Origin of the sequence: Natronohydrobacter thiooxidans, from assembly GCF_001884735.1 — a bacterium.
GTDB lineage: Bacteria > Pseudomonadota > Alphaproteobacteria > Rhodobacterales > Rhodobacteraceae > Roseinatronobacter > Roseinatronobacter thiooxidans_A.
In genome coordinates, this window is the sequence record NZ_MJAP01000033.1 from 86,425 (window position 1) to 112,833 (window position 26,409).

Consider the following 26,409-nt stretch of genomic DNA (forward strand, 5'->3'; position numbering starts at 1 on the left):
AAAACGCAGTAGCCGGACCCCCAAGCCTCAGGATGAAAATGAGCCCATCAAACACCATTGCGTCCCAACATAGCACGATAGATAACCAGCATGAAGAGAAATGCAATCTCGTGCTGTTGGCGTTAGGGGGTAACCTGAAAGGGCAAATGGATAGCCCCATTGCGCAGATCGACGCGGCGATAGCCGAAATTTCCGCAGCGGATCTTGGACTTGCTTCCATCAGCAGATATTGGCGTACGCCCGCTTTTCCACCCGGTTCCGGTCCCGATTTCGTGAATGCGGCGGTCGCGTGCCGCAGCGCCCTGCCACCATCAGAGATACTTGCGCGCCTGCACCAGATCGAAGAGCAGGCCGGGCGCGCCAGAGGCGCGCGCTGGGCGCCGCGGGTGATCGATATCGATCTGCTGGCCGTGGGCGATCTGGTGTTGCCGGATCCGGAGCGCTACAATCACTGGCGCACGCTGCCCGCCGAGGCGCAGCGCATCCACACGCCCGAGACGCTGATCCTGCCCCATCCGCGCCTGCAGGACCGGGCCTTTGTGCTGGTGCCACTGGCCGATATCGCGCCGGACTGGCGTCACCCGGTGCTGGGCAAGAGCGTTACGCAGATGCTTGCCGGGCTTCCCGCCGCGGATCTGGACCAGATTACGCCGGTTTCACATGAAATTCACGGGGTTTTGCCGCGCGATGGCTTGTCATGCGCGCCGCATCGCAGTAAGGACGGCGCTTGATCCGGATTTTCAGACGAGATGGAGCTTGCTTATGGCCCGCGTGACGGTGGAAGATTGCGTCGACAAGGTGCCCAACCGCTTTGAGCTGGTGGCGATTGCCTCGCATCGTGCCCGCGAGATTGCGGCGGGTGCGCCAATCACGGTTGACCGCGACAACGACAAGAACCCGGTCGTGGCCCTGCGTGAGATTGCCGAGGAAACCCAGGCTGCCGATCAACTGCGCGAGCGCATGATCGAGAGCCTGCAGACCCAGATCGAAGTCGACATGCCCGAGGATGACGATATGGCGCTGCTGCTTGGCGGGGCCGAGAACGATCAGCCCGAGCAGGACGGGATGAATGAAGCCCAGATGCTGCGCGCTCTGATGGAGGCGCAGGGGCAGGCTGGCTGATCGTCGCCTGCCTTGGCAGGCGTGATCGGCAGGCGTGAGGGGCAGAAAGGGCCACAGGCGTGATCTCGCAGGATGATCTGGTCGCGCTTGTGCGCAATTACAATCCACGCTGCGACGAGGCCCTGATCCGGCAGGCCTGGGATTATGGCGCGCGCATGCATGAAGGGCAGTTCCGCCATTCCGGCGAGCCCTATTTCACGCATCCTGTCGCGGTCGCGGCGCTTCTCACCGAAATGCGGCTGGATGATGCGACCATCATCACGGCCCTTCTGCACGACACGATAGAGGACACGAAATCGACCTTCTCCGAAGTCGCGCGGCTGTTTGGCGCAGAGATTGCCGAACTGGTCGATGGTGTCACGAAGCTGACCAATCTTCAGCTCTCCTCCTCCGAAGCCAAGCAGGCCGAGAATATCCGCAAGCTCCTGATCGCCATGTCGCGCGACCTGCGGGTGATTTTGGTAAAGCTCGCCGACCGGCTGCACAACATGCGCACCATCCGCTCGATGCGGATGGAGAAACAGGCCCAGAAAGCGCGCGAGACCATGGATATCTACGCCCCCCTTGCGGGTCGGATGGGTATGCAATGGATGCGCGAGGAACTGGAAGACCTGTCCTTCCGCGTGCTCAACCCCGAAGCGCGCAACTCGATCCTGCGCCGCTTCATCACGCTGCAACGCGAGGCCGGTGATGTCGTGCATCGAATCAGCGCCGATATCCGCGCCGAACTCGACCGCACGGGCATAGAGGCCGATGTCTACGGGCGCGCGAAGAAACCCTATTCGATCTGGCGCAAGATGCAGGAGAAGGAACTGGCCTTCTCGCGTCTGTCCGATATCTATGGCTTCCGCATCATCACCGACACGCCGGACAATTGCTACCGCGTGCTGGGGGCCGTGCATGCGCGCTGGCGCGCGGTGCCGGGGCGGTTCAAGGATTATATCAGCCAGCCCAAATCGAACGGCTATCGCTCGATCCATACCACAGTCTCGGGGCGCGACGGCAAGCGCGTGGAAATCCAGATCCGCACGCGCGAGATGCATGAAGTGGCCGAAGCCGGGGTTGCCGCGCATTGGGCCTACCGCGATGGCCAGCGTTCGGAGAACCCCTTTGCCGTGGACCCGGCAAAATGGATCAACACCCTGACCGAAGGGTTTGATTCGGAAGACGATTACGATGCCTTCCTTGAGCATGTGAAGCTTGAGATGTATTCGGATCAGGTCTTCTGCTTCTCGCCCAAGGGCGATGTGATCCAGCTCCCGCGCGGCGCGACACCGCTCGATTTCGCCTATGCCATCCATACAAGGATCGGCGATAGCTGCGTTTCGGCCAAGGTGGACGGGTTGCGCGTGCCGCTCTGGACCCGGCTGCGCAACGGCCAGTCGGTCGAGATCATCACCGCCGAGGGCCAGCGCCCGCAATCAAGCTGGATCGATATCGTGGTGACGGGGCGCGCGAAATCCGCCATCCGCCGCGCGCTGCGCGACGAGGATCGCGAGCGCTTCAGCCGTCTGGGCAACGAGCTTCTGCGTCTGGCGTTTGAATCCGCCGGGCGCGATCTCAGCCCCAAGGCGCTGACCACCGCCGCCAAGCTTCTGAACATCCCCGATGCCGGTGAATTGCGCGCGCGCGTGGGCGCGGCCGAGATCAGTGCCCGCCGCGTGGTGACGGCACTTTATCCCGAAATCGGCCTGTCCCAGCCCGAGGTTGATGCCTCGCGCCCGGTCGCCGGGCTGGAGGCGGATCAGTCCTTCCGCCGCGCCCCCTGCTGCCAGCCGCTGCCGGGTGAACGGATCATCGGCATCACCTATCGCGGCAAGGGCGTTGTCGCGCATTGCATGGATTGCGAGGCGCTGGCGGATTTCGAGGACCAGCCCGAACGCTGGATCGACCTGCGCTGGCTCGACGGCAGTCATCCGGCAGTCTATGGCGTGACACTGGATCTGACGATTTCCAATGACGCTGGCGTACTTGGGCGTGTCTGCAGCTTGATTGGCGAGCATAAGGCCAATATCTCTGACCTGCGCTTCATTGACCGCAAGCCTGATTTTTACCGATTGTTGCTAGAGGTGAATCTGCAGGGCATATCGCATCTGCATCAGGTCTTGACGGCGTTGGAGGCAGAAACCGCTGTCGCACAGGTCGCGCGGTCGCAGGATTCGTCCCTGCGCCCCTGACCTGCACCTGTGGGGCAGGCATCGAATAGAGGAAGTGAGCGGGTTTGGTCTTCAAACGTCGATCTCCGAGGAATCTCCGCGAGAAGCTGGTGAACCTGGTGATCCCCGGTGGCGGGTGGGGCCGGTCTGCGAACTACGTCATGCACCGTCTGCGCAGGCTGCCCGACAGCCCGGAACGGATCGCCAAGGGGATCGCGGCAGGGGTTGCGGTGAGTTGCACGCCGCTTTTCGGGCTGCATTTCGTGGCCGCCGCCTCGCTGGCATGGGCCTTGCGCGGCAATATTCTTGCCTCGCTCCTGGCCACGTTCTTCGGCAATCCCTTCACTTTTCCGGTGATTGCGGTGTCCGCCCTCGAACTGGGCAGCTTTCTTCTGGGGCGCGAGCGCTCGACCAAGGCCCCCGAGGCGATCCGCGCCTTTGGCGAGATCTGGGGCGAATTCGGCCGGAATTTTCTCGCCGTCTTCACGGATGCGCCGTTCCATTGGGAAAAGCTGGCCAGATTCGGCTGGGAGATCTTCGCACCCTATATGCTGGGCGGGGTGATCATCGGGGTGATCTGTGCAGTGCCCGCCTATTTCCTGTCGCTACCGGTGATCCGGGCCTATCGCAATCGCAGGTTGAAGAAACTGCAGGAACGCTTTGAACTTGCGCGCAAACAGCGGGAAAAGAACCAGTAATTTCAGCGGCAGGCTTATTGAGTTCCTGTGCAACTGCCGTATTGTCGGACATATCAGGAATGAGGATCGACCATGACGCTGCCGAGACCGGATGCGCCCCTTCGGCTGGGGGTGAATATCGACCATGTGGCCACGTTGCGCAATGCGCGGGGCGGGGTGGACCCTGACCCGGCCCGCGCGGCACTTCTGGCGCAGCAGGCGGGCGCGGACGGGATCACATTGCATCTGCGCGAGGATCGTCGCCATATCATCGACGCCGATCTGCCCGCGATCCTGCAGGCCGTGCAGATTCCAATCAATCTGGAGATGGCCGCAACCGCCGAAATGCAGGCCATCGCTCTTGCGCATCGTCCGCATGCGATCTGTCTGGTGCCCGAACGCCGCGAGGAACGCACCACCGAGGGCGGGCTGGAAGTGGCGGGCGATGCCACGCGGCTGACCTCTTTTATTGCGCCGCTTGCCGCGGCGGGGGCGCGGGTCTCGCTGTTCATCGCGCCCGATGAGGCGCAGGTCGAAGCCGCGGCGCAGGTTGGCGCCCAGGTGGTCGAATTGCATACGGGCAGCTATTGCGAGCATTGCGCCTCTGGGGACGATGCGGCGCGTGATGCTGAATTGCACAGGCTTTTTGCCGCCGCCTCGCTCGCGCAGGATATCGGGCTGGAGGTTCATGCCGGGCATGGGCTGAACTTCGTCAATGTCGGCCCGATCGCGGCGATTCCCGAAGTGGTAGAGTTGAACATCGGCCATTTCCTGATGGGCGAGGCCATTTTCGTCGGGCTGGAAGCCGCGATTCGGGAAATGCGCCGGCAGATGAACCTCGCGCGTATGTGAGGGCGCGGGCATGATCATCGGCATCGGCACGGATCTGGCCAATATCGACCGGATCGCGGGTACGCTTGCGCGTTTCGGCGACCGCTTCCGCGCCCGCGTCTTCACCGAGGAAGAGCGCGCGCGCGCCGCGCGGCGGGGGGATGATGTCGCGACCTATGCCAAGCGCTGGGCCGCGAAAGAGGCGTGCTCCAAGGCGCTGGGCACAGGGCTGGCGATGGGCATATCCTGGCGCGACATGTGGGTCACCAACCTGAAAGGCGGGCAGCCGGTGATGCATGTCTCGGGCTGGGCGGCGGAACGTCTTGCAGCGCTGACGCCGGAAGGGCATGAGGCGGTGATCCATGTCAGCCTGACCGATGATGCCCCCTGGGCGCAGGCTTTCGTGGTGATCGAGGCGCGCAAGCTGCCCTGAGTCGGTGATCAGTTTTCTCTCGCCTGTTTCCCGAGTGCCTGCGGGAGTCATTCTTTCGGCTCTGTGATCAATTCTGCTCAACTCCGATGAATTGTTCACGAATAGCCGCTCAAGTTTACATCAGGTCTCTGTCGCATGCGTCAAATCCCATAAAATGCTTGCGAAATGCCGCGATTCGAGTGCACCACGGAACTACAGACAACCGATACAAGGTGCATCATGTTCAATTTCTGGAATTGGTTCGGATCAGGTGGCAGTGGCTCGCACACCAATGTTGCTGCAGTGCCCGAGATTGACGCCTCCACCGGGCTGCTGGCGATGGCGGCGGTTGGCGCGGCGGTGCTTTTTGCCTGGGAACGTCGTCGGCGGATGGCTGCGGGCAAATAGTCCTGATACGCAAAGCATAAAATGGAAAAAAACGCGCTGTGCTGCCACGGCGCGTTTTTTCATCTGGTGAAATCGTTTTTCAAATTAATCCCCAATCGCCGGTGATCACCGCCCCCAGTGCGACCACGGCATTCGCAGCGATATGCGCCTGCACGGCATCAGTGACCCGACCCCGGCGCAGGGCGCACCAGGCGAAGACCAGCCCGGCCAGCGTGGCTTCCAGATAGCGGCCATGCAGGACGGCAAAGACCGCCGTCGAGACGGTGACGGCCAGCAGCTTGCGGGGCCAGCCGTCACCATCCAGCCGCGACAGGATATAGCCGCGAAAGAACAGCTCTTCGATCAGTGGCACCAGAAGGATCGTGCCGATCAGGCGCAGCACGCTCCAGCCCACAGCCGCCGCCAGTGACATGCCCCCCAGCATCGCGGCCAGTTCTGCCCCCGATGCCGATGCGCCGCCTTGCGATGCGATCCAGAGCAGCCCCACGCCCCCGCCCAGCGCCCAGGAGAGGGGATCCATCCGCCAGGGCAGGGCGCGGAGCAGCGCCAGAAAGGGGATGATGGCGGCCGCCATGATCGCCACGCGCAGCGGATAGCCAAGGGCGGCAGGATCGAACAGCGCCGCCGCGATCAGGCCCGAGACCATGAAGGCCACGAAAGGCAGGATCTGCGCGGCGGTCATATCCCTGGTGATCGGGGTCGAGGGCGCGCGGGCCTCGGTCCGGTGCAAGGCGTTCGAGCGGTGCACCAGCGCCAGAATGGCCAGTGCCAGCAGGGTGAAGAAAATCCAGCCCGCATAGCTGTGAAACCCGTCCACGGCCAATTTGGGCGAGACATGCGCGCCCAGCAGCACCAGCACCGCAATGCGGATGATATTGAGCACCCAACTGGCCAGCAGCGCCAGCGGCAGCACGATCAGCCAGAAGCGGCCATGGCGGATCGTGGCGTGAAACAGCACCGCATAGAGCGCAACAAAGCCCCCCACCAGCACGAAACCCTCGACGCCGGAACATTGCGCGGCGATATGGACTGCGAAATCATTGACGCCCAGAATGAAGGTGTCGGGATCGGCGAAAGCATCGGTTCCGAGCAGGCGCAGGAGCACGAAAACCAGCGCGAAGGTCAGGAAGGTCAGGGCCTGAATATTCCACAAGGGCTGCACCGCCTGCGCCAGTTCCGGCATGATCATGACGAAAGCCAGAACTGCGGCACCGAGCCAGCCCAGTTGTCGCAAGAGCCATGCCCAGTCAGACCAGCGCGCGGTCCAGCGCAATGTGGCGGGGATGATCAGCGCGCCGCCCAGCAGCCAGACCGGCACGGCGCGCGCGAATTCCTCAGGGCCTGCCCCCTTTGCCAGCAGCAGGGCAGGCAGCAGAAGCACGGCAAAACCGGCCCATGCGCCCAGCCCGGCGAGAAGGGTGGTGCGGGATGTGATCGCGGCGCGGCGTGCGAAAGCGGCGAAAATCGCCGGGCGCGCGAGCACCAGAACACCGATCCCTGTCATCAGGGCCAGTCCGCGGCCGAGCGCGGAACGCAGGCCACGACAAAGCTCAAAGGAGCCGGTCGCTGCGCAGTCGATTTCGATGACGAATTGATAGAGCCCTGCAAGCGCAACCAGTTGTAGCAGCACGATCCCGGCGAGATAGAACGCGCGATGCAGCCGCAGGCCACTGCGGGGTTGCGTGGCCTCAAGGGCGGGTTCGGAACGGCTCTGGGCAGGAAACATGGCTTCGGTCTGTTATGCGGTTTGCGGGCGGATCGGGAGTTCTTGCAGGCGAATAACGGCCATATTTTGGCATTGGGGCGGCAATCTTCGCTGATTGCGCAACAATTTCAGGGAATACCGCGGTCTGTTTCCGAACCGTGACGGTCAGGGCGTTTCGAGCAGGGCCACTAATCGGGCGCGGGCCTCGGGCAGGGCGCGGCCTGTGCTTTCCGCCAGCCAGTGCTGCAGGAAATAGCCGGTCAGATGCAGGGCCTGCCGCAACTCTGTGGTGCTGAAACCTGCGCGCGCGTCAATCAGCGCGGCGGGCAGGGTCAGCAGGCGGTCGGCATAGGCGCCGGCACCTGCGACGGTTACGGCGCGCCCGGTGCGGGGCGAGACATAGGCCAGACCGCTTTGCGCACCGGTGACCGCGCATTGCTGCAGATCCAGCCCGAAGCCTGCGGTTTCAAGCAGATGCACTTCCCACAGCGCATAGAGGCGCAGCCAGCCCGGCTGGCCCAACTGGTCCAGCAGATCGACCGTCCGGGCGTAAAATCCCGGATAGGCCATCCGCTCGGGCAGGGCATAGCGGCAGAGTGCGCAAACCGAATTCAGCGCGGCAAGCGCCAGACGGTCGCCGAGGATCCGGCCCGCGCGCGCCTGCAGCAGTTCGACCGAGAAACTGCCCAGATGCTCTTCCAGCCGCGCGCGCCATGTCAGATCGAGCTGGGCGCCCGGTTGCAGGGTCGCAGCCATCTTGCGCGATCCGCCCCCGCGCACTGCCCCGGCATGGCGTCCATGCAGGGCCGAGAATACCTCGATGATCGCCGTGGCTTCGCCATGACGTTGTGTGCGCAGCAATATTCCTTCATCTCGCCAATCCATGCGCCAAGGCTTGCCGCCTGCAGGAAGTCACGGCAAGGGATTTTCATCGCCACGGGGCGCGTCAAAACAATTTCAGAAAAAGTTGATAGACTTTTTCAGTTCGCAACTGCGACAGAACAAGGGTTAAAGCGTTTCGACGATTCAATGACACGTCGAAACGCTTTAGATAATGCCTTGTGATGGCAGATGGAAAACTCATGGACCCGAAATATCGTATCACGGCCGGATTGATCGGTGCACTTGGCCTCTCCGCTCTTGGCACGCAGCTTTACCTGTGGCTGGCGCGAGGGGTGGATCTGTGGACTGCCCTTTGGGGGCTGGCGGGGTTTTTCACCATCCTGACCAATCTGCTGATGGCCTTGACCATGCTGACCATTGCCGTGACGGGACGGCGGATGTCCTTTGGGTGGATGAGCATGCTCACTGTCTCGATGATCATGGTCGGGCTGGTCTATCACATGCTGCTGGCGCATCTGTTCATCCTCAGCGGATTGCGCTGGTGGATCGATCAGGCGCTGCACACGATCCTGCCTGCAGTGATGCTGTGGTTCTGGCTGATGGAGACCAGCCGCCACGCGCCGCGCGCGGGGCAGCCGCTGACATGGCTGATCTGGCCTGCGGGCTACGCGGTCTATGCCATGCTGCGCGGGGCGCTCTCGGGGCGCTATTCCTATCCGTTTCTGAATGTCGACCAGTTGGGGCTGGCCACGGTCGCGATGACCATGGCCGGGCTGCTGCTGGGTTTCGCCGCTTTGGCCTATGCGCTGTATTTCATCGGGCAGAGTATGCCGCTCCGGGATCAGCGCGCATCCAGATAGGCGGCGCATCCGGCAAGGGCGGCATAGTCATCCTCGACGATGGCGACGGGGAAGCGCGCGACCAGATCCGAGAAGCGGCCCATATCGGTGAAGGCGGCCTCGAACCCGAAGCGCTCCAGCCAGGGCGCGAAGGCGCGGCTGACGCCGCCGATCAGATAGATCCCGCCAAAGGGCAGGGTGATCAGTGACAGATCGGCCAGAACATGGGCCAGAAGCCGGACATAATGCTTGCCCACGGATTGCGCGAGCGCGTCGCCGCTGTCCATCGCGGCCATGATCGCGCCTGCATCCAGGCTTTTGCCGGAATGGGCGTCCTGCGCGTGATAGGCATAGAGGCGTTCCAGCCCCGATCCGGCCAGCACATCCTCGACCGAGGCAAAGCCGCGCCGCGCGATCAGCCAGTCGGCGAGGCGGTAATCCTCGGGGCCGTGCAGGGGCAGGTGGATATGGCCTGCCTCGGCGGCGGGGACGACATGGCCTGCGCCGGAAGGATAGACCGGGGCGGCATTGACGCCGGTGCCCAGGCCCACGACGAGTTTGGGGCCATCCTCGGGCTGGCCCGAACGGACCCGGCGCAGATGGGTTTCGGGCAGATGGGCCAATGCGTGGCCCTGCGCCTGCAGGTCGTTGAGAAGTGCGATTTCCTGCATGCCCAGATGGGCGGCCAGCGTTTCGGCTTCGACCGACCAGCCCAGATTGGTCATCTCGGCATGGCTGCCGCGCACGGGCCCTGCCAGCGCCACGGCGCCGCGCGCCGGGGTCAGGCTGTGGCGCGACAGATATTGCGCGAGCACCGAATCCAGACCGGGATGATCGGCGTTGCGGAACCGCTCGGTCGAGCCTGCAACCAGCGTGCGCCCACGCGCCAGCGCCACGCGCGTATTGGTGCCGCCCACATCGACAACGAGAACCGGGCTGTTTTCGGTGGTCATGGCGTTCCTTCGTGACTTGCGGGTGGCAGGCGCTTGCAGGCAGCCTGATACGATGCTTTTGCGTTGCGCTTCAAGCCGCCAATATGCGCGGGCCTGCGTCGGGACGGGCTCATCGCGGCGCGGGTCCGGTCGAGGCCCCGACCATCAGCGCGGCCTCCATCAGATCGGTCAGCGGGCCGCATTGCGGATCTTCCACCAGACGCAGCAGCATCCGCGCGGCACGCCGACCGGCTTCGCGCACAGAGGATTTCGTGGCGGTGAACATCGGCACATCGCCGTCATTGGGCAGATATGAGAGGTCATCGTCATGGGTGATGATCGAAACATCGCGCCCCAGTTTCAGCCCCAGATCCGACAATCCGCGCCGCAACCCATAGGCCACGATCATCGAGGATGAGAGGAAGGCGGTCGGCGGCTCGGGCAGGCGCATCATGTCCATGAGCGCGCGATAGCCATAGGGCTCGGTCATCTCGGCCTGGCGCATCAGCGCCGGGTCCGGCGTGATCCCGGCGGATTCGAGCCCGTCAAGATAGCCGCGCCGCCTGCGGGTCGCGAAGTCCAGATCCTCCAGACCATTGACCAGCGCGATGCGGCGATGCCCGAAATCGATCAGGAACTGTGTCGCGCGCCGGAACGAACGCTGGTTGTTGATGTCGAGCCAGGAATAGGGGCGCTCGATCTGGCTGGTACGTCCGTGGATCATGAAGGGGATGCCCAGTTCCGCCAGCAGATCGACCCGCGCATCCTTGAGCCGGGGGCCATGTACCATGATCCCGTCGACCGCGCCGCGCGCGATCAGATCGCGATACGCCTGAGCCTCATCGGCATCGGGGACGACGCGCATCAGCATTTCATAGCCAGCGCGCGAATAGGTCTCGCCTGCACCGGCGATGAAATCGGCAAAGACCGGGTTCACGATTTCATGGCTGGTCGAGACCGGGATCACATGCCCGATCGCCATGGATCTCCCGGTGGCCAGTGATTTGGCGCGGGTGTTGGGGCGGTAATTGGCGCGTTCCGCTGCGTCCTGCACGCGTTTGCGGGTGGCGGCATTGACCTCGGGAAAGCCATTGAGCGCGCGACTGACCGTCGTGGGCGACAGGCCCAGCGAGGCCGCAAGTTGTTTCAAAGTCACGCTCATTGTTCTTCAAACCGTATTGGATTGCGGGGATACTATGCAAATTCTGCACCTGCTGAAAAGAGTTTTTCGCATGTTCAATATTTTCTGCACCTGCGAAATGACCAGCAAATACAGGGGCTTTGCGACAATTTGTTTGACAGCCCGTCAGACATGGGCATAAGTGAGACAATCCAAAGCGGTTTGGGGATGTGATTCCGCGCCGCTGGGATGGATTGGGTGCGGGCGAAAGACCTGCGCAAAAATGAAGTCAACCGGGGAGGATGACAATGAAATCTGGACTTTACGCAGGCGTGGCCACGCTTGCCCTGATGGCCGCTGGCGCGAATGCGCAGAATCTGATCATCGAGCAGGGCACCGAGGGATTCAACTGGGACAGCTTTGACGCTTTTGCCGAAGCGAATGATTTTTCCGGTCAGACGCTGACGATCACCGGCCCCTGGACCGGGGCAGATGGTCAGATGGTCAACAACATGCTGGCCTATTTCGCGGCAGCAACGGGCGCGGATGTGCGCTATTCGGGTTCTGACAGTTTCGAGCAGGATATCGTGATCGCAGTACAGGCCAATTCCGCGCCGAACCTTGCGGTCTTTCCGCAGCCGGGTCTCGCGGCGGATCTGGCCGGGCGCGGTGCACTGGCCCCGTTGGGGCAGGAAGCGGCGGACTGGATGGTCGAGAATTACGCGGCGGGTCAGTCCTGGGTCGATCTGGGCAGCTTTGCCGGGCCGGATGGCGAGGATGACTTCTTCGGCTTCTTCTACAAGGTCGATGTGAAATCGCTTGTCTGGTATTCGCCCGATCAGTTTGACGAGGCGGGCTATGATATCCCCGAGACGCTGGAAGATCTGAAAGCCCTGTCGCAGCAGATCGTCGATGATGGCGGCACGCCCTGGTGCATCGGTCTGGGATCGGGCGCCGCGACAGGCTGGCCTGCGACCGACTGGGTCGAGGACATGATGCTGCGCCTGCATGAGCCCGAGATCTATGACCAGTGGGTGACGAATGAGCTGCCCTTCAACTCGGCCGAAGTCGTCGAAGCCATCGAGCTTTATGGCACTTTCGTGCGTTCGGATGGCTGGGCGCAGGGTGGGGCGGAAGCATCCGCCACGACCGATTTCCGTGACAGCCCGGCGGGCCTGTTCCAGATCCCGCCTGCCTGCTACATGCACAAGCAGGCCTCGTTCATCCCGACCTTCTTCCCGGATGGTTCGGTCTATGGCGAGGATTATGACTTCTTCTACTTCCCGGCCTCGGCCGAGCGTGATCTGGGCAACCCGGTGCTTGGCGCGGGCACGCTCTTTGGTATCACCAATGACAGCCCTGCCGCACGTGGTCTGATCGAGTTCTTCAAGACGCCCATCGCGCATGAGGTCTGGATGGCGCAGTCGGGCTTCCTGACGCCGCATACGGGTGTGAATCTCGATGTGTTCTCGACGGATGCGCTGCGGGCGATGAACCAGATCCTTCTGGATGCCACGACCTTCCGCTTTGACGCATCCGATCTGATGCCGGGCGAGATCGGTGCAGGCGCCTTCTGGACAGGGATGGTGGATTACACCACGCAAGGGAATGCGCAAGCTGCGGCCGACGCCATTCAGGCGCGTTGGGACGCGATGCGGTAAGCAGCAATCTCGACAGGGCCGCGTAATGCGGCCCTGTTGCGCAGTTTCGGCTTTGCAGAACAGCATAAGTGACCAAGGGGCGCGCGCCGGGAGGGTGCGGTCGCTGACAGGTCAGGGGAGGGGAAGATGTCGCCAGTCGTGCAGGGTATGCTGACCATCATCATCGGTGTCGGTGGATGTGTGGGCTATTTCTACTTTTCGAACATGATCCTCGACAAGGTGATCTTCCCGGCGAAGGGACCGCAGGCCGGGCGCAATATCAACCGCGCCAATCAGGTACGACCCTGGCTGTTCCTGTTTCCCGCCATGTTCGCGCTGGGGCTCTATCTGGCCTATCCCGTGGTGGGATCGTTCTGGCGCTCGCTCTTTGACCGGTCGGGGGCGAATTTCATCGGGCTGGGGAATTACTTCGACCTGTTCAACGAGGGTGCGTTCCGCACGGCGGTGTTCAACAACCTGCTCTGGGTGCTCTTCGTGCCGGCGGCGGCGACCTTCTTCGGGCTGTTGATCGCGCAGCTGACCGACCGGCTGAGCTGGGGTAATATCGCGAAATCGCTGATCTTCATGCCGATGGCGATTTCCTTCGTCGGTGCCTCGCTGATCTGGCGGTTTGTCTATTCGGCCAACCCGGATATCGGCATCATCAACGCGATCCGCGACAGTATGGGGATGGTGGCGCTGGATCCGTTGCAGGTGCGGTTCTGGAATAATTTCTTCCTGATGTTCATCCTGGTCTGGATCCAGACCGGTTTTGCAATGGTGATCCTGTCCGCGGCGCTGCGCGGGATCCCCGAGGAAACGATTGAGGCGGCGATTATCGACGGGGCCAATCCGTTTCAGGTCTTCTTCAAGATCAAGGTGCCGCAGATCATGGGGACGATCATCGTGGTCTGGACCACGATCACGATCCTGACGCTGAAGGTGTTTGATATTGTCTACACCATGACGGGCGGCAATTTCGGCACGCATATCCTGCCCAGCTACATGATGACCTACATGTTCCGCGATGACGGGCGCGCGACGGCGGTGGCCTTTGTCATCATGATCCTCGTGCTGCCGGTGATGATCTCGAATATCCGGCAGGCCCGGAAAGAAATGCGCTGAGGGGGAGGGGAGAGATATGGACAATATCGCCGGACAAAACGCGAGCAACAAATTCGCCGCGAATATCACTGTCTTCATCCTCGTGGTGCTGTGGCTTCTGCCGACCATCGGGCTGTTTGTGTCAAGCTTCCGCGACCGCGACCAGATTTCCAATTCGGGCTGGTGGCAGGCGCCGATGGCGGTCGATCTGAACTTCCGCACGCGGATTGCGACCGATGGAGCGCGCGAGGAGAATGGGGTCTTCATTCTGGAGGGGAATGTCTTTGCTGACCCCGCGCTGCGCGCGAATTTCCCTGACAGCGCGGGTACTGTCTCCGCATTTGGCACGCGCGCGGTTGCACCGGGCGAGTTTCCCGCAGGTGAGGTGACCGAGCTGCGCGGCGACGGAACGCTGGTTGTCAACGCGGATGGCAGCTACCGGATCGAGACTGCCGAGCCGCTGGATCGTGGCCCGACACTCTATTTCGAGGCGCGCACGCCGCCGAAATTCACGCTCGACAATTACCGGACCGTGCTTTTCGCCGACGGGATGGACCGCGCTTTCATCAACACCCTGACCGTGACCATACCGGCAACGATCATCCCGATCCTGATCGCGGCTTTTGCAGCCTATGCGCTGGCCTGGATGGATTTCCCCGGACGCGGGCTGTTGATCGCCGCTGTGGTGGGGCTGCTGGTCGTGCCCTTGCAGCTTGCGCTGGTGCCGCTGCTGAAGCTGCATACGGAAATCGGCATCGGCCAGAGTTTCCTTGGCATATGGCTTGCGCATACGGGTTTTGGCTTACCACTCGCGGTCTATCTCTTGCGAAACTATATGGTCGGGCTGCCGCGCGATATCATCGAGAGCGCCAAGGTGGACGGGGCCACGGATTTCCAGATTTTCGTGCGTATCATCCTGCCGCTCAGCTTCCCTGCACTCGCCTCTTTCGCGATCTTCCAGTTCCTCTGGACATGGAATGACCTGCTGGTGGCCAAGGTATTCCTGCCATCGGGTGCGGAAAGTCAGGTGATGACGGTCAAGATCGCCGATGACCTGCTGGGGTCTCGCGGCGGCGACTGGGGCATCCTGGCGACGGCGGCTTTTGTCTCGATTGCCGTGCCGCTGATCGTCTTCTTCACAATGCAACGCTATCTGGTGCGCGGCCTTCTGGCTGGCTCTGTCAAGTAAGGAATGACAACGTGACTGCTCAAACCCTGTTGCAGCCCCGGTCGGGGCTGGAGCACACCCCGGATTGGTGGCGCGGGGCGGTGATCTATCAGATCTATCCCCGCAGCTATCAGGACAGCAATGGCGACGGGATCGGCGATCTGCGTGGGATCATGGAGCGGCTGCCCTATATCGCCTCGCTTGGGGTCGATGTGATCTGGATCAGCCCCTTCTTCACCTCGCCGATGAAGGATTTCGGCTATGATGTGTCGGATTACTGCGATGTAGATCCGATGTTCGGCACGCTCGCGGATTTCGACGCGCTGGTGGCGACGGCGCATCGGCTGGGCATCAAGGTGCTGATCGATCTGGTGCTGTCGCATACCTCTGACCAGCATCCGTGGTTCATTGAGAGCCGCTCCAGCCGTGAGAATGCGCGTGCGAACTGGTATGTCTGGGCCGATCCCAAGCCGGACGGGACGCCGCCCAACAACTGGCTGTCGATCTTTGGCGGATCGGCATGGCAATGGGATGCCACGCGCCTGCAATACTACCTGCACAACTTCCTGACCTCGCAGCCCGATCTGAACTTCCACGAGCCGCAGGTGCAGGAGGCGCTTCTGGACGTGGCGCGGTTCTGGCTGGAACGCGGGGTGAACGGGTTCCGGCTGGATACGATCAATTTCTACGTCCATGACGCTGAGTTGCGCAACAATCCGGCGCTGCCCCCGGAGATGCGCAATGCCACCATCGCGCCTGCCGTGAATCCCTATAACCATCAGGAGCACCTTTACGACAAGAACCGCCCCGAGAATCTGGAGTTCCTGCGCCGCTTCCGTGCGGTTCTGAACGAGTATGACGCGGCGGCGGTCGGCGAAGTGGGCGATGCGCAGCGCGGATTGGAGATTCTGGGCGAGTACACATCGGGTGGCGACAAGGTGCAGATGTGCTACGCGTTCGAATTCCTGTCGCCCGTGGCACCGCAAGCCGCGTATTTTGCCGCAGTCATCGGCCAGCTTGACGCGGCGGCGCCCGAGGGCTGGGCCTGCTGGGCGTTTTCCAATCATGATGTCATGCGCCATATCACGCGCTGGGATCTGACACCCGCCGCAGCGCGCTGCTATGCCACATTACTGTTGTGCCTGCGCGGGTCGGTTTGCCTGTATCAGGGCGAGGAACTGGGGTTGCAGGAGGCCGAACTGGCCTTTGAGGATTTGCGGGATCCGTATGGCATCGAGTTCTGGCCCGAATTCAAGGGCCGCGACGGGTGCCGAACGCCAATGGTCTGGGCCCCGGACAATCAGAACGGGGGGTTCACGCAGGGCAATCCGTGGTTGCCGGTCGCGCGGGAACATCTGCATCTGGCCGTGGACGCGCAGGAGCGCGCGCCCGACGCGCTGTTGCATCACTACCGGCGTGCGATTGCGCTGCGGCATGCCCATCCGGCGCTGATGCGCGGGGCGATGACCGAGATCACGGCTGAGGGCGATGTGCTGTCCTTCCTGCGCGAAGAGGCGGGCGAGACAGTGTTCTGCGCGTTCAACCTGAGCCACGATCCTGCGACCCTGCGCCTGCCGAAGGGAAACTGGCTGGCGGTCGGGCAGGAACTGAACAGCTCTGGTCCGGGAGAGGACGGGCTGGTGCATCTTGGGCCATGGCAGCCTTGCCTGGTCGTAAAACGGTAACAACGGGGGAGGAGGCATCATGGCCGATCTGAAGCTTACGGATGTCGCGAAGGCCTATGGCGAAGTCAAGGTGCTGTCGAATATCGATCTGGATATCAAGCAGGGCGAGTTGATCGTTTTTGTCGGGCCTTCGGGTTGCGGAAAATCGACGCTTTTGCGCATGATTGCGGGTCTGGAGAAGATCACCGGCGGGACGCTGGAAATTGACGGCACGGTGGTCAATGACATTCCGCCCTCGCAGCGCGGGATTGCCATGGTGTTCCAGTCCTATGCGCTGTATCCGCATATGACCGTGCGCGACAATATGAGCTTCGCGCTGAAGATCGCCAAGAAGTCCAAGGCCGAGATCGATGCGGCGGTGGCGCGCGCGGCCGATATCCTGCAACTGACCCCGTATCTTGACCGTCTGCCCAAGGCGCTTTCGGGTGGGCAGCGGCAGCGGGTGGCGATCGGCCGCTCGATTGTGCGCGATCCGAAGGTCTATCTCTTTGACGAGCCGCTTTCAAACCTTGACGCGGCCTTGCGTGTCGCGACCCGGATCGAGATCGCCAAGCTCAAGGAGTCGATGCCCAATTCGACCATGATCTATGTGACCCATGATCAGGTCGAGGCGATGACACTGGCCTCGCGGATCGTGGTTCTGGCCGGAGGCGGGATTGCGCAGGTGGGCACACCGCTGGAACTCTACGAGCGCCCCAACGGGGAATTTGTCGCGCAGTTCATTGGCTCGCCTGCGATGAACCTGCTGCCCGGCGAGATTGTCGGCACCGGCGCACAGACCACGGTCAAGCTGGATGGCGGCGGCCAGGCAGTGGCGAATATCCCCACGACTGCGGCTGATATGGGGCTGAAAGTCAATGTGGGGGCGCGACCCGAGGATCTGGTGGCCACGGACGGGGATGATTTCCTGTATCAGGGCGAGGTCGAGTTGCTGGAAGCGCTGGGCGAACTGACCGTGCTGTATTTCCGCCCGGAAAGTGCGGGTGCGGCACCTGTGCTGGCGAAGCTGGCGGGGATCCACACGGACCTGAAGGCGCGCTCGGTGAAGCTGAAGGCGGATCCGTCCAAGATCCACCTGTTTCATAACAAGGTGTCGCTTCTCTATCGCTGAGCATGCGGGACAGCCGATAAAAAAGCCGCCTCAACGGGGCGGCTTTTTTGATGGCATGTCAGGCGACGCGAAATTCCCGCATCAGGAAATCGGGCACATGATCGCCCATGCCCACCACGGAGTCGCGGTTGGTGTCGCGCCGGTTGCGCCCCTGATCGCGCTCGCGCGGTTCGCGGCGTTGGGGGGCGGCGCGCTGCGGCTCGGGGCGTGCGGGCTCCGGCGTCTTGGCCACGGGGGCGACTGAGGCGTTCGCGGCGGGCTCGGACGGTTGCGGGGTCTTGATCTTGTGGCTGCGTGCGCGGCTGGGGCGTTCTTCCTGAGCGCGGGCGGGGGCCGCCGGTGCGTCAAGCTCGGGGGCGGTGCCGCGCGGCAGCGCTTTCTGCAGCAGTTTCTCGATCTGTTCGAGATATTTCTGATCGGCAGGCACCATCAGCGAGATGGCTTTGCCCGAGCGCCCGGCCCGGCCGGTGCGCCCGATCCGGTGGACATAATCTTCGGGATGGGAGGGCAGGTCGAAATTGAACACATGGCTGACCGAGGGCACGTCCAGCCCGCGTGCGGCCACGTCAGAGGCGATCAGCAGGCGCAATTCACCGGCGCGGAACTTCTCCAGCGTGCGGGTGCGCATGGACTGGTCCAGGTCGCCATGAATGGGGGCGGCGTCCAGTTTATATTTGGCCAGCGATTTCGCGAGGATATCCACATCGACCTTGCGGTTGCAGAAGATCACCGCATTCTCGATCTTGTCACCCTCTGCGGCGATGATCGCGCGCAGGGCGTCGCGTTTCATCTTGGCTGCGGTATCGCGGCGCGTGGCGGGCAGCTCGATCAGTTCCTGCGCGATGGTTTCCGACGCGGTGGCCTGACGCGCAATCTCGATCCGGGCGGGATTGGACAGGAAGGTATTGGTGATGCGCTCGATCTCGGGCGCCATGGTCGCGGAATAGAAGAAGGTCTGCCGGGTGAAGGGGGTCAGGCCGAAAATGCGCTCGATATCGGGAATGAAGCCCATGTCGAGCATGCGGTCGGCCTCATCGACGACCATGACCTCGACGCCGGTGAGCAGCAGCTTGCCGCGCTCGAAATGATCGAGCAGGCGGCCCGGAGTGGCGATCAGCACATCCACGCCGCGGTCGATCAGCTTGTCCTGTTCGCCAAAGGCCACGCCGCCGATCAAGAGCGCCTTGGTCAGCCGGGTATGTTTGGCATAGGTGTCGAAATTCTCGGCCACCTGCGCGGCCAGTTCGCGCGTCGGCGCCAGCACAAGGCTGCGCGGCATCCGTGCCCGCGCGCGGCCCCGCCCCAGACGGGTGATCAGCGGCAGGGTAAAAGAGGCGGTCTTGCCGGTTCCGGTCTGGGCAATCCCCAGCACATCGCGCCCTTCAAGCGCGTGCGGGATGGCTTGCGCCTGGATCGGGGTGGGGGTGGTGTAGCCAGCTTCATGAATGGCTTTGAGGACCTTGGGGTCCAGCTTCAGGTCAGAAAATTGAGTCATATGCGTCCATCTGATACGGCATCGGGCCGTGATCTGTTCTGGGACGCATTTTCACCGCGCCCCGCTATCGGGACTGTCGTCAGTCGACAGTGCCCTCGCGCATAGCCTATCCGGGCCGAAAGGTCAATCTGCACAGGTTTTTCCATCATTTTCGTCATGCGCGCAGATGGGCAGTTGCAGGTCGCGCTGTTCCAGAGTATCCAAGCCTCGCTGGCGCTGCGGGTGTGGCGGAACGGTAGACGCAGAGGATTCAAAATCCTCCGCCGCAAGGCGTGAGAGTTCGAGTCTCTCCACCCGCACCAGCCCTGATCTGAAAATGTCACGGGATACTGATTCGCGAGACATGAAAAAACCGCGCCACCCGGCGCGGTTTTTCTATGGTCACTGATCGCGCGATGCGCTCAGGAGGTGACGCTTTTCTTGGCCTCTGCGGCCTGCTTCACGATCTCAGAACCTTCTTTGCGCGGCTGCGGTGCAGGTGCCGGTGCAGGCGCTTGCGCGGATTCGCGATTGGTTTGCAGCGGGTCGTCCTGGCGCTGCACGGACCCCTCGAAATGCGCACCGGATTCGATGGCGATGGTCTTGTGGATGATATCGCCTTCGACCTGAGCCGAAGAGGTCAGTCGCACTTTCAGCCCGCGCACCCGTCCGATCACCCGGCCATTGATGACGATGTCATCGGCCACGATCTCGCCGCGGATGGTCGCTGTTTCGCCAACGGTCAGAAGATGCGCACGAATGTCGCCGTCCACGACACCCTCAATGACGATATCGCCGGTGGTTTTCAGATTGCCCGTGACAGTCAGATCGGCAGCCAGTACCGACGCGGCGGGTTTTGACTTGGTGACATGGGTGGAACCCGAATCAGCAGGGGCCGAGCGCATGAAAGACGGTGCGGTGTCCACAGATTTGGATGGCGCGGCTTCCGGCGCTGCCTTCGGACCCGGTTCATTGATACGACTTTTAGAAAACATGCTGTCCAGCCCTTATGTAGGTGATCGGATTGACGGCCCGACCGTTCACACGCACCTCATAGTGCAGATGCACGCCGGTCGACGCCCCTGTGGTGCCCATACCACCAATCCTCTGGCCGCGCGAGACCCTTTGTCCGGGGCGCACGTCAATGCTGTTCAAATGCGCGTAATAGGTCTCGATTCCGAAGTCATGCTGGATGATCACCAGATTGCCGTAACCGCCCTGACGCCCGGCGCTTTTGACGACACCATCGGCCGAGGCCGCGATGGCGGTGCCGCGCGGTCCGGCCCAGTCGAGCCCGTTATGCATGGTCGAACGACCGGTCAGCGGATGGCGGCGCATCCCGAAGCCCGAGGTCTGGCGCACCGCACCGGCGCTGACCGGGCGTGCCACCGGCAGGCGGTCGATGCCCTGACGATAGGCGTGCACATCTGCCATGCGGTCCAGTATGGCATTGGCGCGGGCGATGTCCTGGCTTGGCCCCATCGTGCCCGAGGTCGACACGGCAATCGGACGCAGCGCTTCGGTCTGTGAATTCGCCCCCTGACGGACAAGGCGGCGGATCTGGTCAGGCGAGACCCCGGCGCTGCGGAACACGCGCTCCAGCGGGGCCACGACCGTATCGAGCGCCTCTTCGAGCTGCGAGAAGATGACGTGGTTGCGGTCCTTGAGAAGCTCGTTTTCAAGCGCGAGATGCTGGGCCTGAATGCGCGCCTGTTCGGCGTCGATGCCCAGTTCATGGGTGTTTTTCGAGGCGCGGTCCATCGCGACCAGCAGGTAGTCGAGCATCTCCTCGGTGTCGCGGCTGCGGTCTGCGGCGGTGCGGCTGGAGCCGGTTTCGGCCTCCAGTGTCTGCGTCACTTCGGTCAGACGCGCGCGGGCCTCGTCGCGTTCGCGGGTGACGCGGCGGATGGTGTTATGGATCGCGTCAATGCCAGTTTCGAGTTCCAGTCGGCGCTGTTCCGAGGCCAGAAGCTGCATCTGCATTTCCGAGATGCGTTCCATTGCTTCGGCGAAGCGCGATTGCGCAGCTTCAGTTTCCACGGCGCGCATGTCGCGTTCCGTGGCGAGCTGGTTCAGGCGTTGTTCGTAATTCGCCTGATCGCGCAGGGCCTGATCGCGCAGATTGCCCGAGCCGATGGCATCCATTAGCAGGATCGAGGTGGCGATCACGCCCCAGGCGAAGAAGCTGGCCACCGAGGCGATCGTCACCGCCTGCGTGATCGGACGCAACCGGACATACCGGGTCGTCTTGTCTGAACGCAGGAATAGGCGTTGTTCTGGCAGGTGGCGTTCAAGCCGCTGATTCGCGCGAACAAGTAGTCTTTTCAAGGCAAGCGTCCCGTTTTCCGCTATCTCGTTTGAAGGCCGGGGCGGCCAACGCTGATCTTTGCTCTGACAAACCGCATTGACACTCGACACATACACGCCAGAGCCACGAGCGCCCCGGCGAACAAGAGCAAAACTAACTTCTGTTAAGAGGCGGTGACCGGGCGGGCAACCCGCTATCGGCATTTTCTGCGCTGTCGGGGGGCGATAGGGCCGAAATGGGCGGGAACCTGCCGATGTGACGCGGGCAAATCAGAGGATTGTCCCTGTTTGTTCAGGGCGTGCTCAAATGTTTTCGCGCTATGGTTGTGCTAGCCGGTTTCGGTCAGCGGCCAGTAGAAATCGGGGGGCAGACCGGCCTGCGCGCGCTTTTCCTCGTTGAAGGGCGGGCGCAGGGGGCTGTGAAAATAGCGGCGCACGAGGTCGAGAAAGACCGGTTGCGGGTCCAGATTGTCGCGCCCGCAGAGGAAGTTGAACCATTTAGAGCCATAGGCGACATGGCCCACTTCCTCGGCATAGATCACTTCGAGCGCGGCCACGGATCGGGTGTCTTTCGCGCGTTTGAAGATTTCGATCATGCCGGGTGTGACATCCAGCCCGCGCGCCTCCAGCACCATCGGCACGACCGCGAGGCGGCCCAGAATGTCATCTGCCGTATCTTCGGCGGCGCGCCACATTCCGGCATGGGCGGGCAGGGCGCCGTAGTGGCTGCCCTGCGCCTCCAGGCAATCGCAGATCAGGTTGAAGTGGTTCGATTCCTCATCCGCCGCTTTCACCCAGTCATCGAAGAATCCGAGCGGCATATCGGTTTTGTGAAAGCGTGCGACCATATCCCAGTGGAGATCGACTGCATTAAGTTCGATATGTGCAATCGCGTGCAGAAGCGCGATACGCCCTTCCGGGCTGCCGGGCTTGCGTTTGGGCACGTCGCGCGGGTCCAGCAATTCGGGCTTATCCGGGCGCGCGGGAAAGTCGGGGGGTGTCGCCATGCCCAAGGGCACCGGCGTGCTCGCCTTGCGAGCGGCGAACCATGTCGCCGCGTATTGGCGCGAAAGCGCGGTTTTCGCGCGCCCATCGGCGGTGGTCAGAACCGCCACCGCCATTTCCCGCAAGCTCAGACTCATGCGTTGCGCAGCGCCTCAAGCACCTCGCTTGCATGGCCCTTGGCCTTCACCTTGCGCCAGACCCGCGCGATCCGGCCGTCACCATCGATCAGGAATGTCGCGCGCTCGATCCCCATCGAGGTCTTGCCATACATGTTCTTCTCGACCCAGACGCCATAACGCTCGCAGGTATCGCTCTCTGCATCCGAGGCCAGGATCACGCCCAGATCATACTTGGCTGCGAATTTGTCATGCTTGGCCACAGTGTCTTTCGAGATGCCGATGACCTTTGCGCCTGCGGCTTCGAATTCGGCGATCTGCGCGGTAAACTCCTGCGCTTCGGTGGTGCAGCCGGGCGTGTCGTCGCGCGGGTAGAAATAGACCACCACATGCGCGGGTCGCAGCGCTGATAGTGTTACCTCGCCGCCGCCATTGGCGGGCAGGGTGAAATCAGGGGCCATCTCGCCAGTGTCGGGCATTTTCCATCTCCTTCTCACGAAAGCGTTGCGCCTGTTGTAGCGACCTTGCGCCCAAGTTAAAGGGCCAGCACCGAAAATCTCGCGCAAAAGGGGCAGGGGATGAAACTGTCGGATTTCGATTTCGACCTGCCGGAAGCGCTGATCGCGACGCGCCCGGTGCGCCCGCGTCCGGCGGCGCGGCTGCTTCTGGCCGAGGGGGATGCGATATCGGATCGCCATGTTGCGGATCTGCCGGATATCCTGCGTCCCGGTGATCTGCTGGTGATCAACACGACCAAGGTCATTCCCGCACGGCTGACAGGCCAGCGCCCGCGCAATACAGCACAAGGGCCGGTCAGCGCGCGTGTCGAGATCACCCTGACCGAGCCGCAGCCCGATGGAAGCTGGCGTGCGCTGGCCAAGCCGTTGCGCAAACTTGCGGCGGGCGAGGAGATCCTCTTCACCGGCGAGTTGCGCGCCGAGGTGATCGAGCGCGGGCCAGAGGATGTGGTGCTGCGCTTCAACCTGAGCGGGGATGCGTTCGACGCGGCGCTGGACCTTGCCGGGCAGATGCCGCTGCCACCCTATATTGCCGGACGCCGCGCCGCGGATGCGCAGGATCGCGAGGATTATCAGACGGTTTTCGCGCGGGATGCGGGGGCGGTGGCGGCGCCCACGGCGTCGCTGCATTTCGATGAGGGGTTGCTGGAGCGGCTGCGCGCCATGGGCGTGGGCTTTGCAGAAGTGACATTGCATGTGGGCGCGGGTACGTTCCTGCCGGTCAAGGTGGATGATGTGCGCGACCATAAGATGCACGCCGAATGGGGGCAGGTCACGCCCGAGGCGGCAGCACGGATCATGGCTACCAAAGCGGCTGGCGGTCGCGTGATCCCGGTGGGCACCACGGCGCTGCGCCTGATCGAGACGGCCGCCACCGCGCCCGGCCGGATCGAGGCATGGACCGGCAAGACCGATATCTTCATCACGCCCGGTTTCCGGTTTCAACTGGCCGACGGGTTGATGACGAATTTCCATCTGCCGAAATCCACATTGATGATGCTGGTCTCTGCCCTGATGGGGCGCGCGCGGATCATGGCGATTTATGACCACGCGATTGCGCGCGGGTATCGGTTCTTCTCTTACGGGGATGCCTCGCTTCTCTTGCCGTGAATGGAACCGGGGCCGGTCGTATTCGTCATGGTTCTGAGACGAGTCTCGGGCTAATGTGGGGCGGCATCAAATCAGGGTATAGGAATGTTCAAGGTTTTCACGGCATCATGGGCGCTTTTGCTCGGCATGTTGTTCCTGATGGTGGGCAACGGCGTGCAGGGTACGCTGCTGGGCATCCGTGGCGCGATCGAGGGCTTCTCGACCACGCAGATGTCGATTGTCATGTCGGCCTATTTCCTTGGCTTCCTGATCGGATCGCGCGCCACGCCGGAAATGATCCGGCGCGTGGGCCATGTGCGGGTCTTTGCGGCACTCGGCTCGCTGATTTCGGCGGTGCTGGTGCTGTATGCCGCAATCCCTGACTGGGTGGCCTGGACGCTGCTGCGCGTGCTGATCGGATTTGCCTTTTCCGGGGTCTATGTCACGGCGGAAAGCTGGCTGAACAACACCGCCAGCAATGAGAATCGCGGACAGGCGCTGTCGCTTTACATGATCGTGCAGATGCTGGGGATCATTTCGGCGCAGGCGCTGATCAATTTCGCCGATCCGGCGGGTTTCCTTTTGTTCATCATCCCCTCCGTGCTGGTGTCGCTGGCCTTTGCGCCGATCCTGTTGTCGATCAGCCCGGCGCCCACATTCGGGACGACGAGATCCATGTCGATCCGGCAGCTTTATGATGTCTCGCCGCTGGGGGTGGTGGGCATTTTCCTGATGGGCGGTGTCTTTTCCGCGCTCTTTGGCATGACCGCTGTCTGGGGCACCGAGGCCGGGCTGAGTATTCTTGAGATCTCGGTCTTCACCGCGGCGATCTATGTGGGCGGGCTGATCTTTCAGTATCCGATCGGCTGGCTGTCGGACCGGATGGACCGCCGGAAACTGCTGATCGTGGTCGCGCTGATCGGCACAGTATCCGGGGCGCTGGCTGTGGTGTTCCCGCTGAATTTTGTCTGGCTTCTGGGCGTGGCGCTGGTCATCGGGGGTATTTCGAACCCGCTTTATTCGCTGCTGGTGGCCTATACCAATGACTATGTGGAAACGGATCAGATGGCGGCGGTCTCTGGCGGGTTGTTATTCGTCAATGGTCTGGGGGCGATTATCGGGCCGCTGGCCATCGGCTGGCTGATGAGCCTGATCGGGCCGCCGGGCTATTTCCTGTTCATCATCATGCTGACCGCGCTGCTCGCGGCCTATGCGCTCTATCGCATGACACAGCGTCCCGCGCCGTCCGTGGCGGAAAGCGGACCTTTTGCGCCGGTCTCCCCGGTGGTTTCGGCGGCGACGGTCGAGGCCGTCTATACCGAACTGGCAGAGCAAAAGGGCGACGCAACATGATTGCGTTGCAGTTTCGCACTTATTTTCAGCCTCAAGCAGGCGTGATTGCGAAAAACTTGTGCGCAAAACGAATCACTGGCACGATTCTGTAACGATACGATGAACAGGTGACATTATGTCGACAGTTGATGAAGTGCTTTCGTTCTGGATTGACGAGGTCGGACCTGCAGGCTGGTACGCGGTGGATGACGCGCTGGATGCCAAGGTGCGCGAGCGGTTTGGCGGGCTGTGGGAAAAGGCGCGCGCCGGGCGGCTGTCGCGCTGGGCCTCCTGCGCCAAGGGCGCGCTGGCCTATATCATCGTCACCGATCAGTTCCCGCGCAACATGTTCCGCGGCGATGCGCGGGCTTTCGCGACGGATGACCTGGCACGCCAGGTTGCGGCGCGGGCCTGCCATCTGGGGTTTGACCGCCATATCGCAGAGCCGCAGCGTCAGTTCTTCTATCTGCCGCTGATGCATTCGGAAAGCCTGATGGATCAGGATCGTGCCGTGCGCATGTTCCTGTTGCGGATGCCGGAAACCGGGGCGGAGAATCTGCTCCACGCGCGGGCGCATCGCGCCGTGATCCGCGAATTCGGGCGGTTTCCCTATCGCAATGATGCGCTGGGGCGCGCGACGACCGATCGCGAGCAGGAGTTCCTTGATCAAGGCGGCTACAGCGTGGCTGTCGGGGCGCTGCAACGGGCGGCCTGAGAACGCGCCATGCAAAAAACGCATGGCGGGGTTCTGTCCCATGCGTTGCGAGGTTGGAAAAAATAGTTTAATGGCAAACTATATTCCAGATGCCACGCAA

At 62.4% G+C, this 26,409-nt stretch carries 25 protein-coding genes and 1 tRNA gene; 17 read left to right on the plus strand and 9 right to left on the minus strand.

The genetic code is table 11. The features are described from left to right. Positions 1 to 38: 38 nt before the first annotated feature. From folK to BG457_RS19735, 7 genes are all read left to right on the plus strand, one after another. Entirely contained in the window at positions 39 to 731 is a 693-nt protein-coding gene (gene folK, locus BG457_RS14305) for a 2-amino-4-hydroxy-6-hydroxymethyldihydropteridine diphosphokinase (RefSeq protein WP_084657651.1), read from the plus strand. A 31-nt stretch (positions 732 to 762) separates the two neighbouring features. Beyond that, positions 763 to 1,122: a DNA-directed RNA polymerase subunit omega gene (rpoZ, locus tag BG457_RS14310; protein ID WP_071797872.1), complete on the plus strand. Its 360-nt coding sequence runs from the start codon at positions 763 to 765 to the stop codon at positions 1,120 to 1,122. A gap of 59 nt (positions 1,123 to 1,181) precedes the next feature. Beyond that, complete coding sequence (locus BG457_RS14315; protein ID WP_071797874.1) at positions 1,182 to 3,299, plus strand: RelA/SpoT family protein; 2,118 nt, start codon at positions 1,182 to 1,184, stop codon at positions 3,297 to 3,299. An 89-nt stretch (positions 3,300 to 3,388) separates the two neighbouring features. Next, complete coding sequence (locus BG457_RS14320; RefSeq protein WP_245771011.1) at positions 3,389 to 3,976, plus strand: DUF2062 domain-containing protein; 588 nt, start codon at positions 3,389 to 3,391, stop codon at positions 3,974 to 3,976. 72 nt (positions 3,977 to 4,048) lie between these two features. Continuing rightward, positions 4,049 to 4,807: a pyridoxine 5'-phosphate synthase gene (locus BG457_RS14325; RefSeq protein ID WP_071797878.1), complete on the plus strand. Its 759-nt coding sequence runs from the start codon at positions 4,049 to 4,051 to the stop codon at positions 4,805 to 4,807. Positions 4,808 to 4,817: 10 nt separating this feature from the next. Then, on the plus strand, positions 4,818 to 5,219 hold the full coding sequence (acpS, locus tag BG457_RS14330) for a holo-ACP synthase (protein WP_071797880.1): 402 nt from the start codon (positions 4,818 to 4,820) through the stop codon (positions 5,217 to 5,219). A 219-nt stretch (positions 5,220 to 5,438) separates the two neighbouring features. Beyond that, positions 5,439 to 5,606, plus strand: coding sequence for a VPEID-CTERM sorting domain-containing protein (locus tag BG457_RS19735; protein WP_245771012.1), 168 nt, complete (start codon positions 5,439 to 5,441; stop codon positions 5,604 to 5,606). Positions 5,607 to 5,685: 79 nt separating this feature from the next. Here the strand turns inward: BG457_RS19735 and xrtE are convergent, their stop codons facing one another. Both xrtE and recO read right to left on the minus strand, forming a co-directional pair. Further along, entirely contained in the window at positions 5,686 to 7,332 is a 1,647-nt protein-coding gene (xrtE, locus tag BG457_RS14340) for an exosortase E/protease, VPEID-CTERM system (protein WP_084657653.1), read from the minus strand. Between the two features lie 144 nt (positions 7,333 to 7,476). Beyond that, positions 7,477 to 8,196 carry a DNA repair protein RecO gene (recO, locus tag BG457_RS14345; RefSeq protein WP_071797882.1) on the minus strand — a complete coding sequence of 240 codons (720 nt, stop codon included), beginning with the start codon at positions 8,194 to 8,196 and terminating at the stop codon, positions 7,477 to 7,479. Positions 8,197 to 8,393: 197 nt separating this feature from the next. On the opposite strand from recO, the gene BG457_RS14350 reads away from it, so the two are divergent. Further along, on the plus strand, positions 8,394 to 9,014 hold the full coding sequence (locus BG457_RS14350) for a Pr6Pr family membrane protein (protein WP_139257772.1): 621 nt from the start codon (positions 8,394 to 8,396) through the stop codon (positions 9,012 to 9,014). On the opposite strand, the gene BG457_RS14355 is transcribed toward BG457_RS14350, so the two are convergent. Continuing rightward, a complete protein-coding gene (locus tag BG457_RS14355) occupies positions 8,996 to 9,946 on the minus strand; it encodes a glucokinase (protein ID WP_071797886.1) in 951 nt (316 codons plus the stop codon). The genes BG457_RS14350 and BG457_RS14355 overlap by 19 nt on opposite strands. 109 nt (positions 9,947 to 10,055) lie before the next feature. Continuing rightward, a complete protein-coding gene (locus BG457_RS14360) occupies positions 10,056 to 11,081 on the minus strand; it encodes a substrate-binding domain-containing protein (RefSeq protein WP_071798016.1) in 1,026 nt (341 codons plus the stop codon). Between the two features lie 272 nt (positions 11,082 to 11,353). Between BG457_RS14360 and BG457_RS14365 the strand changes: the two genes are divergently transcribed. From BG457_RS14365 to BG457_RS14385, 5 genes are all read left to right on the plus strand, one after another. Further along, entirely contained in the window at positions 11,354 to 12,706 is a 1,353-nt protein-coding gene (locus BG457_RS14365; protein ID WP_071797887.1) for an ABC transporter substrate-binding protein, read from the plus strand. 126 nt (positions 12,707 to 12,832) lie between these two features. Continuing rightward, entirely contained in the window at positions 12,833 to 13,810 is a 978-nt protein-coding gene (locus tag BG457_RS14370) for a carbohydrate ABC transporter permease (RefSeq protein WP_071797889.1), read from the plus strand. Positions 13,811 to 13,826: 16 nt separating this feature from the next. Then, a complete protein-coding gene (locus BG457_RS14375) occupies positions 13,827 to 14,978 on the plus strand; it encodes a carbohydrate ABC transporter permease (protein ID WP_071797891.1) in 1,152 nt (383 codons plus the stop codon). Positions 14,979 to 14,989: 11 nt separating this feature from the next. Beyond that, positions 14,990 to 16,642, plus strand: coding sequence for a beta-galactosidase BglA (gene bglA / locus BG457_RS14380; RefSeq protein WP_084657654.1), 1,653 nt, complete (start codon positions 14,990 to 14,992; stop codon positions 16,640 to 16,642). A 19-nt stretch (positions 16,643 to 16,661) separates the two neighbouring features. Then, positions 16,662 to 17,753 (plus strand): ABC transporter ATP-binding protein, encoded by a 1,092-nt coding sequence (locus BG457_RS14385; protein WP_071797893.1) that lies wholly within the window; start codon positions 16,662 to 16,664, stop codon positions 17,751 to 17,753. Between the two features lie 58 nt (positions 17,754 to 17,811). On the opposite strand, the gene BG457_RS14390 is transcribed toward BG457_RS14385, so the two are convergent. After that, the gene (locus BG457_RS14390) at positions 17,812 to 19,248 is read right to left on the minus strand and encodes a DEAD/DEAH box helicase (protein WP_071797895.1); all 1,437 of its coding nucleotides are present in this window, start codon (positions 19,246 to 19,248) and stop codon (positions 17,812 to 17,814) included. Positions 19,249 to 19,466: 218 nt separating this feature from the next. Between BG457_RS14390 and BG457_RS14395 the strand changes: the two genes are divergently transcribed. Continuing rightward, positions 19,467 to 19,550: transfer RNA gene (locus BG457_RS14395), tRNA-Leu, on the plus strand. Positions 19,551 to 19,649: 99 nt separating this feature from the next. Here the strand turns inward: BG457_RS14395 and BG457_RS14400 are convergent. The 4 genes from BG457_RS14400 to BG457_RS14415 form a co-directional block, all read right to left on the minus strand. Then, the gene (locus tag BG457_RS14400) at positions 19,650 to 20,222 is read right to left on the minus strand and encodes a bactofilin family protein (protein ID WP_071797897.1); all 573 of its coding nucleotides are present in this window, start codon (positions 20,220 to 20,222) and stop codon (positions 19,650 to 19,652) included. Next, the gene (locus tag BG457_RS14405) at positions 20,212 to 21,555 is read right to left on the minus strand and encodes a DUF5930 domain-containing protein (RefSeq protein WP_071797899.1); all 1,344 of its coding nucleotides are present in this window, start codon (positions 21,553 to 21,555) and stop codon (positions 20,212 to 20,214) included. The genes BG457_RS14400 and BG457_RS14405 overlap by 11 nt, the downstream gene beginning before the upstream one ends. A 308-nt stretch (positions 21,556 to 21,863) precedes the next feature. Beyond that, a complete protein-coding gene (locus tag BG457_RS14410; RefSeq protein ID WP_084657656.1) occupies positions 21,864 to 22,676 on the minus strand; it encodes a ferritin-like domain-containing protein in 813 nt (270 codons plus the stop codon). After that, entirely contained in the window at positions 22,673 to 23,134 is a 462-nt protein-coding gene (locus BG457_RS14415; RefSeq protein WP_071797902.1) for a peroxiredoxin, read from the minus strand. The genes BG457_RS14410 and BG457_RS14415 overlap by 4 nt, the downstream gene beginning before the upstream one ends. A gap of 99 nt (positions 23,135 to 23,233) precedes the next feature. Between BG457_RS14415 and queA the strand changes: the two genes are divergently transcribed. From queA to BG457_RS14430, 3 genes are all read left to right on the plus strand, one after another. Continuing rightward, positions 23,234 to 24,283: a tRNA preQ1(34) S-adenosylmethionine ribosyltransferase-isomerase QueA gene (queA, locus tag BG457_RS14420; RefSeq protein WP_071797904.1), complete on the plus strand. Its 1,050-nt coding sequence runs from the start codon at positions 23,234 to 23,236 to the stop codon at positions 24,281 to 24,283. A gap of 84 nt (positions 24,284 to 24,367) precedes the next feature. Beyond that, a complete protein-coding gene (locus tag BG457_RS14425) occupies positions 24,368 to 25,615 on the plus strand; it encodes an MFS transporter (RefSeq protein ID WP_071797906.1) in 1,248 nt (415 codons plus the stop codon). 115 nt (positions 25,616 to 25,730) lie between these two features. Further along, entirely contained in the window at positions 25,731 to 26,309 is a 579-nt protein-coding gene (locus tag BG457_RS14430) for a DUF924 family protein (RefSeq protein WP_071797908.1), read from the plus strand. Positions 26,310 to 26,409: the final 100 nt, after the last annotated feature.

Coding starts and splice junctions, on each gene's coding strand:
- folK (WP_084657651.1), top strand. CDS start 39: ATGAGCCCATCAAACACCATTGCGTCCCAACATAGCACGATAGATAAC.
- rpoZ (WP_071797872.1), top strand. CDS start 763: ATGGCCCGCGTGACGGTGGAAGATTGCGTCGACAAGGTGCCCAACCGC.
- BG457_RS14325 (WP_071797878.1), top strand. CDS start 4,049: ATGACGCTGCCGAGACCGGATGCGCCCCTTCGGCTGGGGGTGAATATC.
- acpS (WP_071797880.1), top strand. CDS start 4,818: ATGATCATCGGCATCGGCACGGATCTGGCCAATATCGACCGGATCGCG.
- BG457_RS19735 (WP_245771012.1), top strand. CDS start 5,439: ATGTTCAATTTCTGGAATTGGTTCGGATCAGGTGGCAGTGGCTCGCAC.
- xrtE (WP_084657653.1), bottom strand. CDS start 7,332: ATGTTTCCTGCCCAGAGCCGTTCCGAACCCGCCCTTGAGGCCACGCAA.
- recO (WP_071797882.1), bottom strand. CDS start 8,196: ATGGATTGGCGAGATGAAGGAATATTGCTGCGCACACAACGTCATGGC.
- BG457_RS14350 (WP_139257772.1), top strand. CDS start 8,394: ATGGACCCGAAATATCGTATCACGGCCGGATTGATCGGTGCACTTGGC.
- BG457_RS14355 (WP_071797886.1), bottom strand. CDS start 9,946: ATGACCACCGAAAACAGCCCGGTTCTCGTTGTCGATGTGGGCGGCACC.
- BG457_RS14365 (WP_071797887.1), top strand. CDS start 11,354: ATGAAATCTGGACTTTACGCAGGCGTGGCCACGCTTGCCCTGATGGCC.
- BG457_RS14370 (WP_071797889.1), top strand. CDS start 12,833: ATGTCGCCAGTCGTGCAGGGTATGCTGACCATCATCATCGGTGTCGGT.
- BG457_RS14375 (WP_071797891.1), top strand. CDS start 13,827: ATGGACAATATCGCCGGACAAAACGCGAGCAACAAATTCGCCGCGAAT.
- BG457_RS14385 (WP_071797893.1), top strand. CDS start 16,662: ATGGCCGATCTGAAGCTTACGGATGTCGCGAAGGCCTATGGCGAAGTC.
- BG457_RS14390 (WP_071797895.1), bottom strand. CDS start 19,248: ATGACTCAATTTTCTGACCTGAAGCTGGACCCCAAGGTCCTCAAAGCC.
- BG457_RS14400 (WP_071797897.1), bottom strand. CDS start 20,222: ATGTTTTCTAAAAGTCGTATCAATGAACCGGGTCCGAAGGCAGCGCCG.
- BG457_RS14410 (WP_084657656.1), bottom strand. CDS start 22,676: ATGAGTCTGAGCTTGCGGGAAATGGCGGTGGCGGTTCTGACCACCGCC.
- BG457_RS14415 (WP_071797902.1), bottom strand. CDS start 23,134: ATGCCCGACACTGGCGAGATGGCCCCTGATTTCACCCTGCCCGCCAAT.
- queA (WP_071797904.1), top strand. CDS start 23,234: ATGAAACTGTCGGATTTCGATTTCGACCTGCCGGAAGCGCTGATCGCG.
- BG457_RS14425 (WP_071797906.1), top strand. CDS start 24,368: ATGTTCAAGGTTTTCACGGCATCATGGGCGCTTTTGCTCGGCATGTTG.
- BG457_RS14430 (WP_071797908.1), top strand. CDS start 25,731: ATGTCGACAGTTGATGAAGTGCTTTCGTTCTGGATTGACGAGGTCGGA.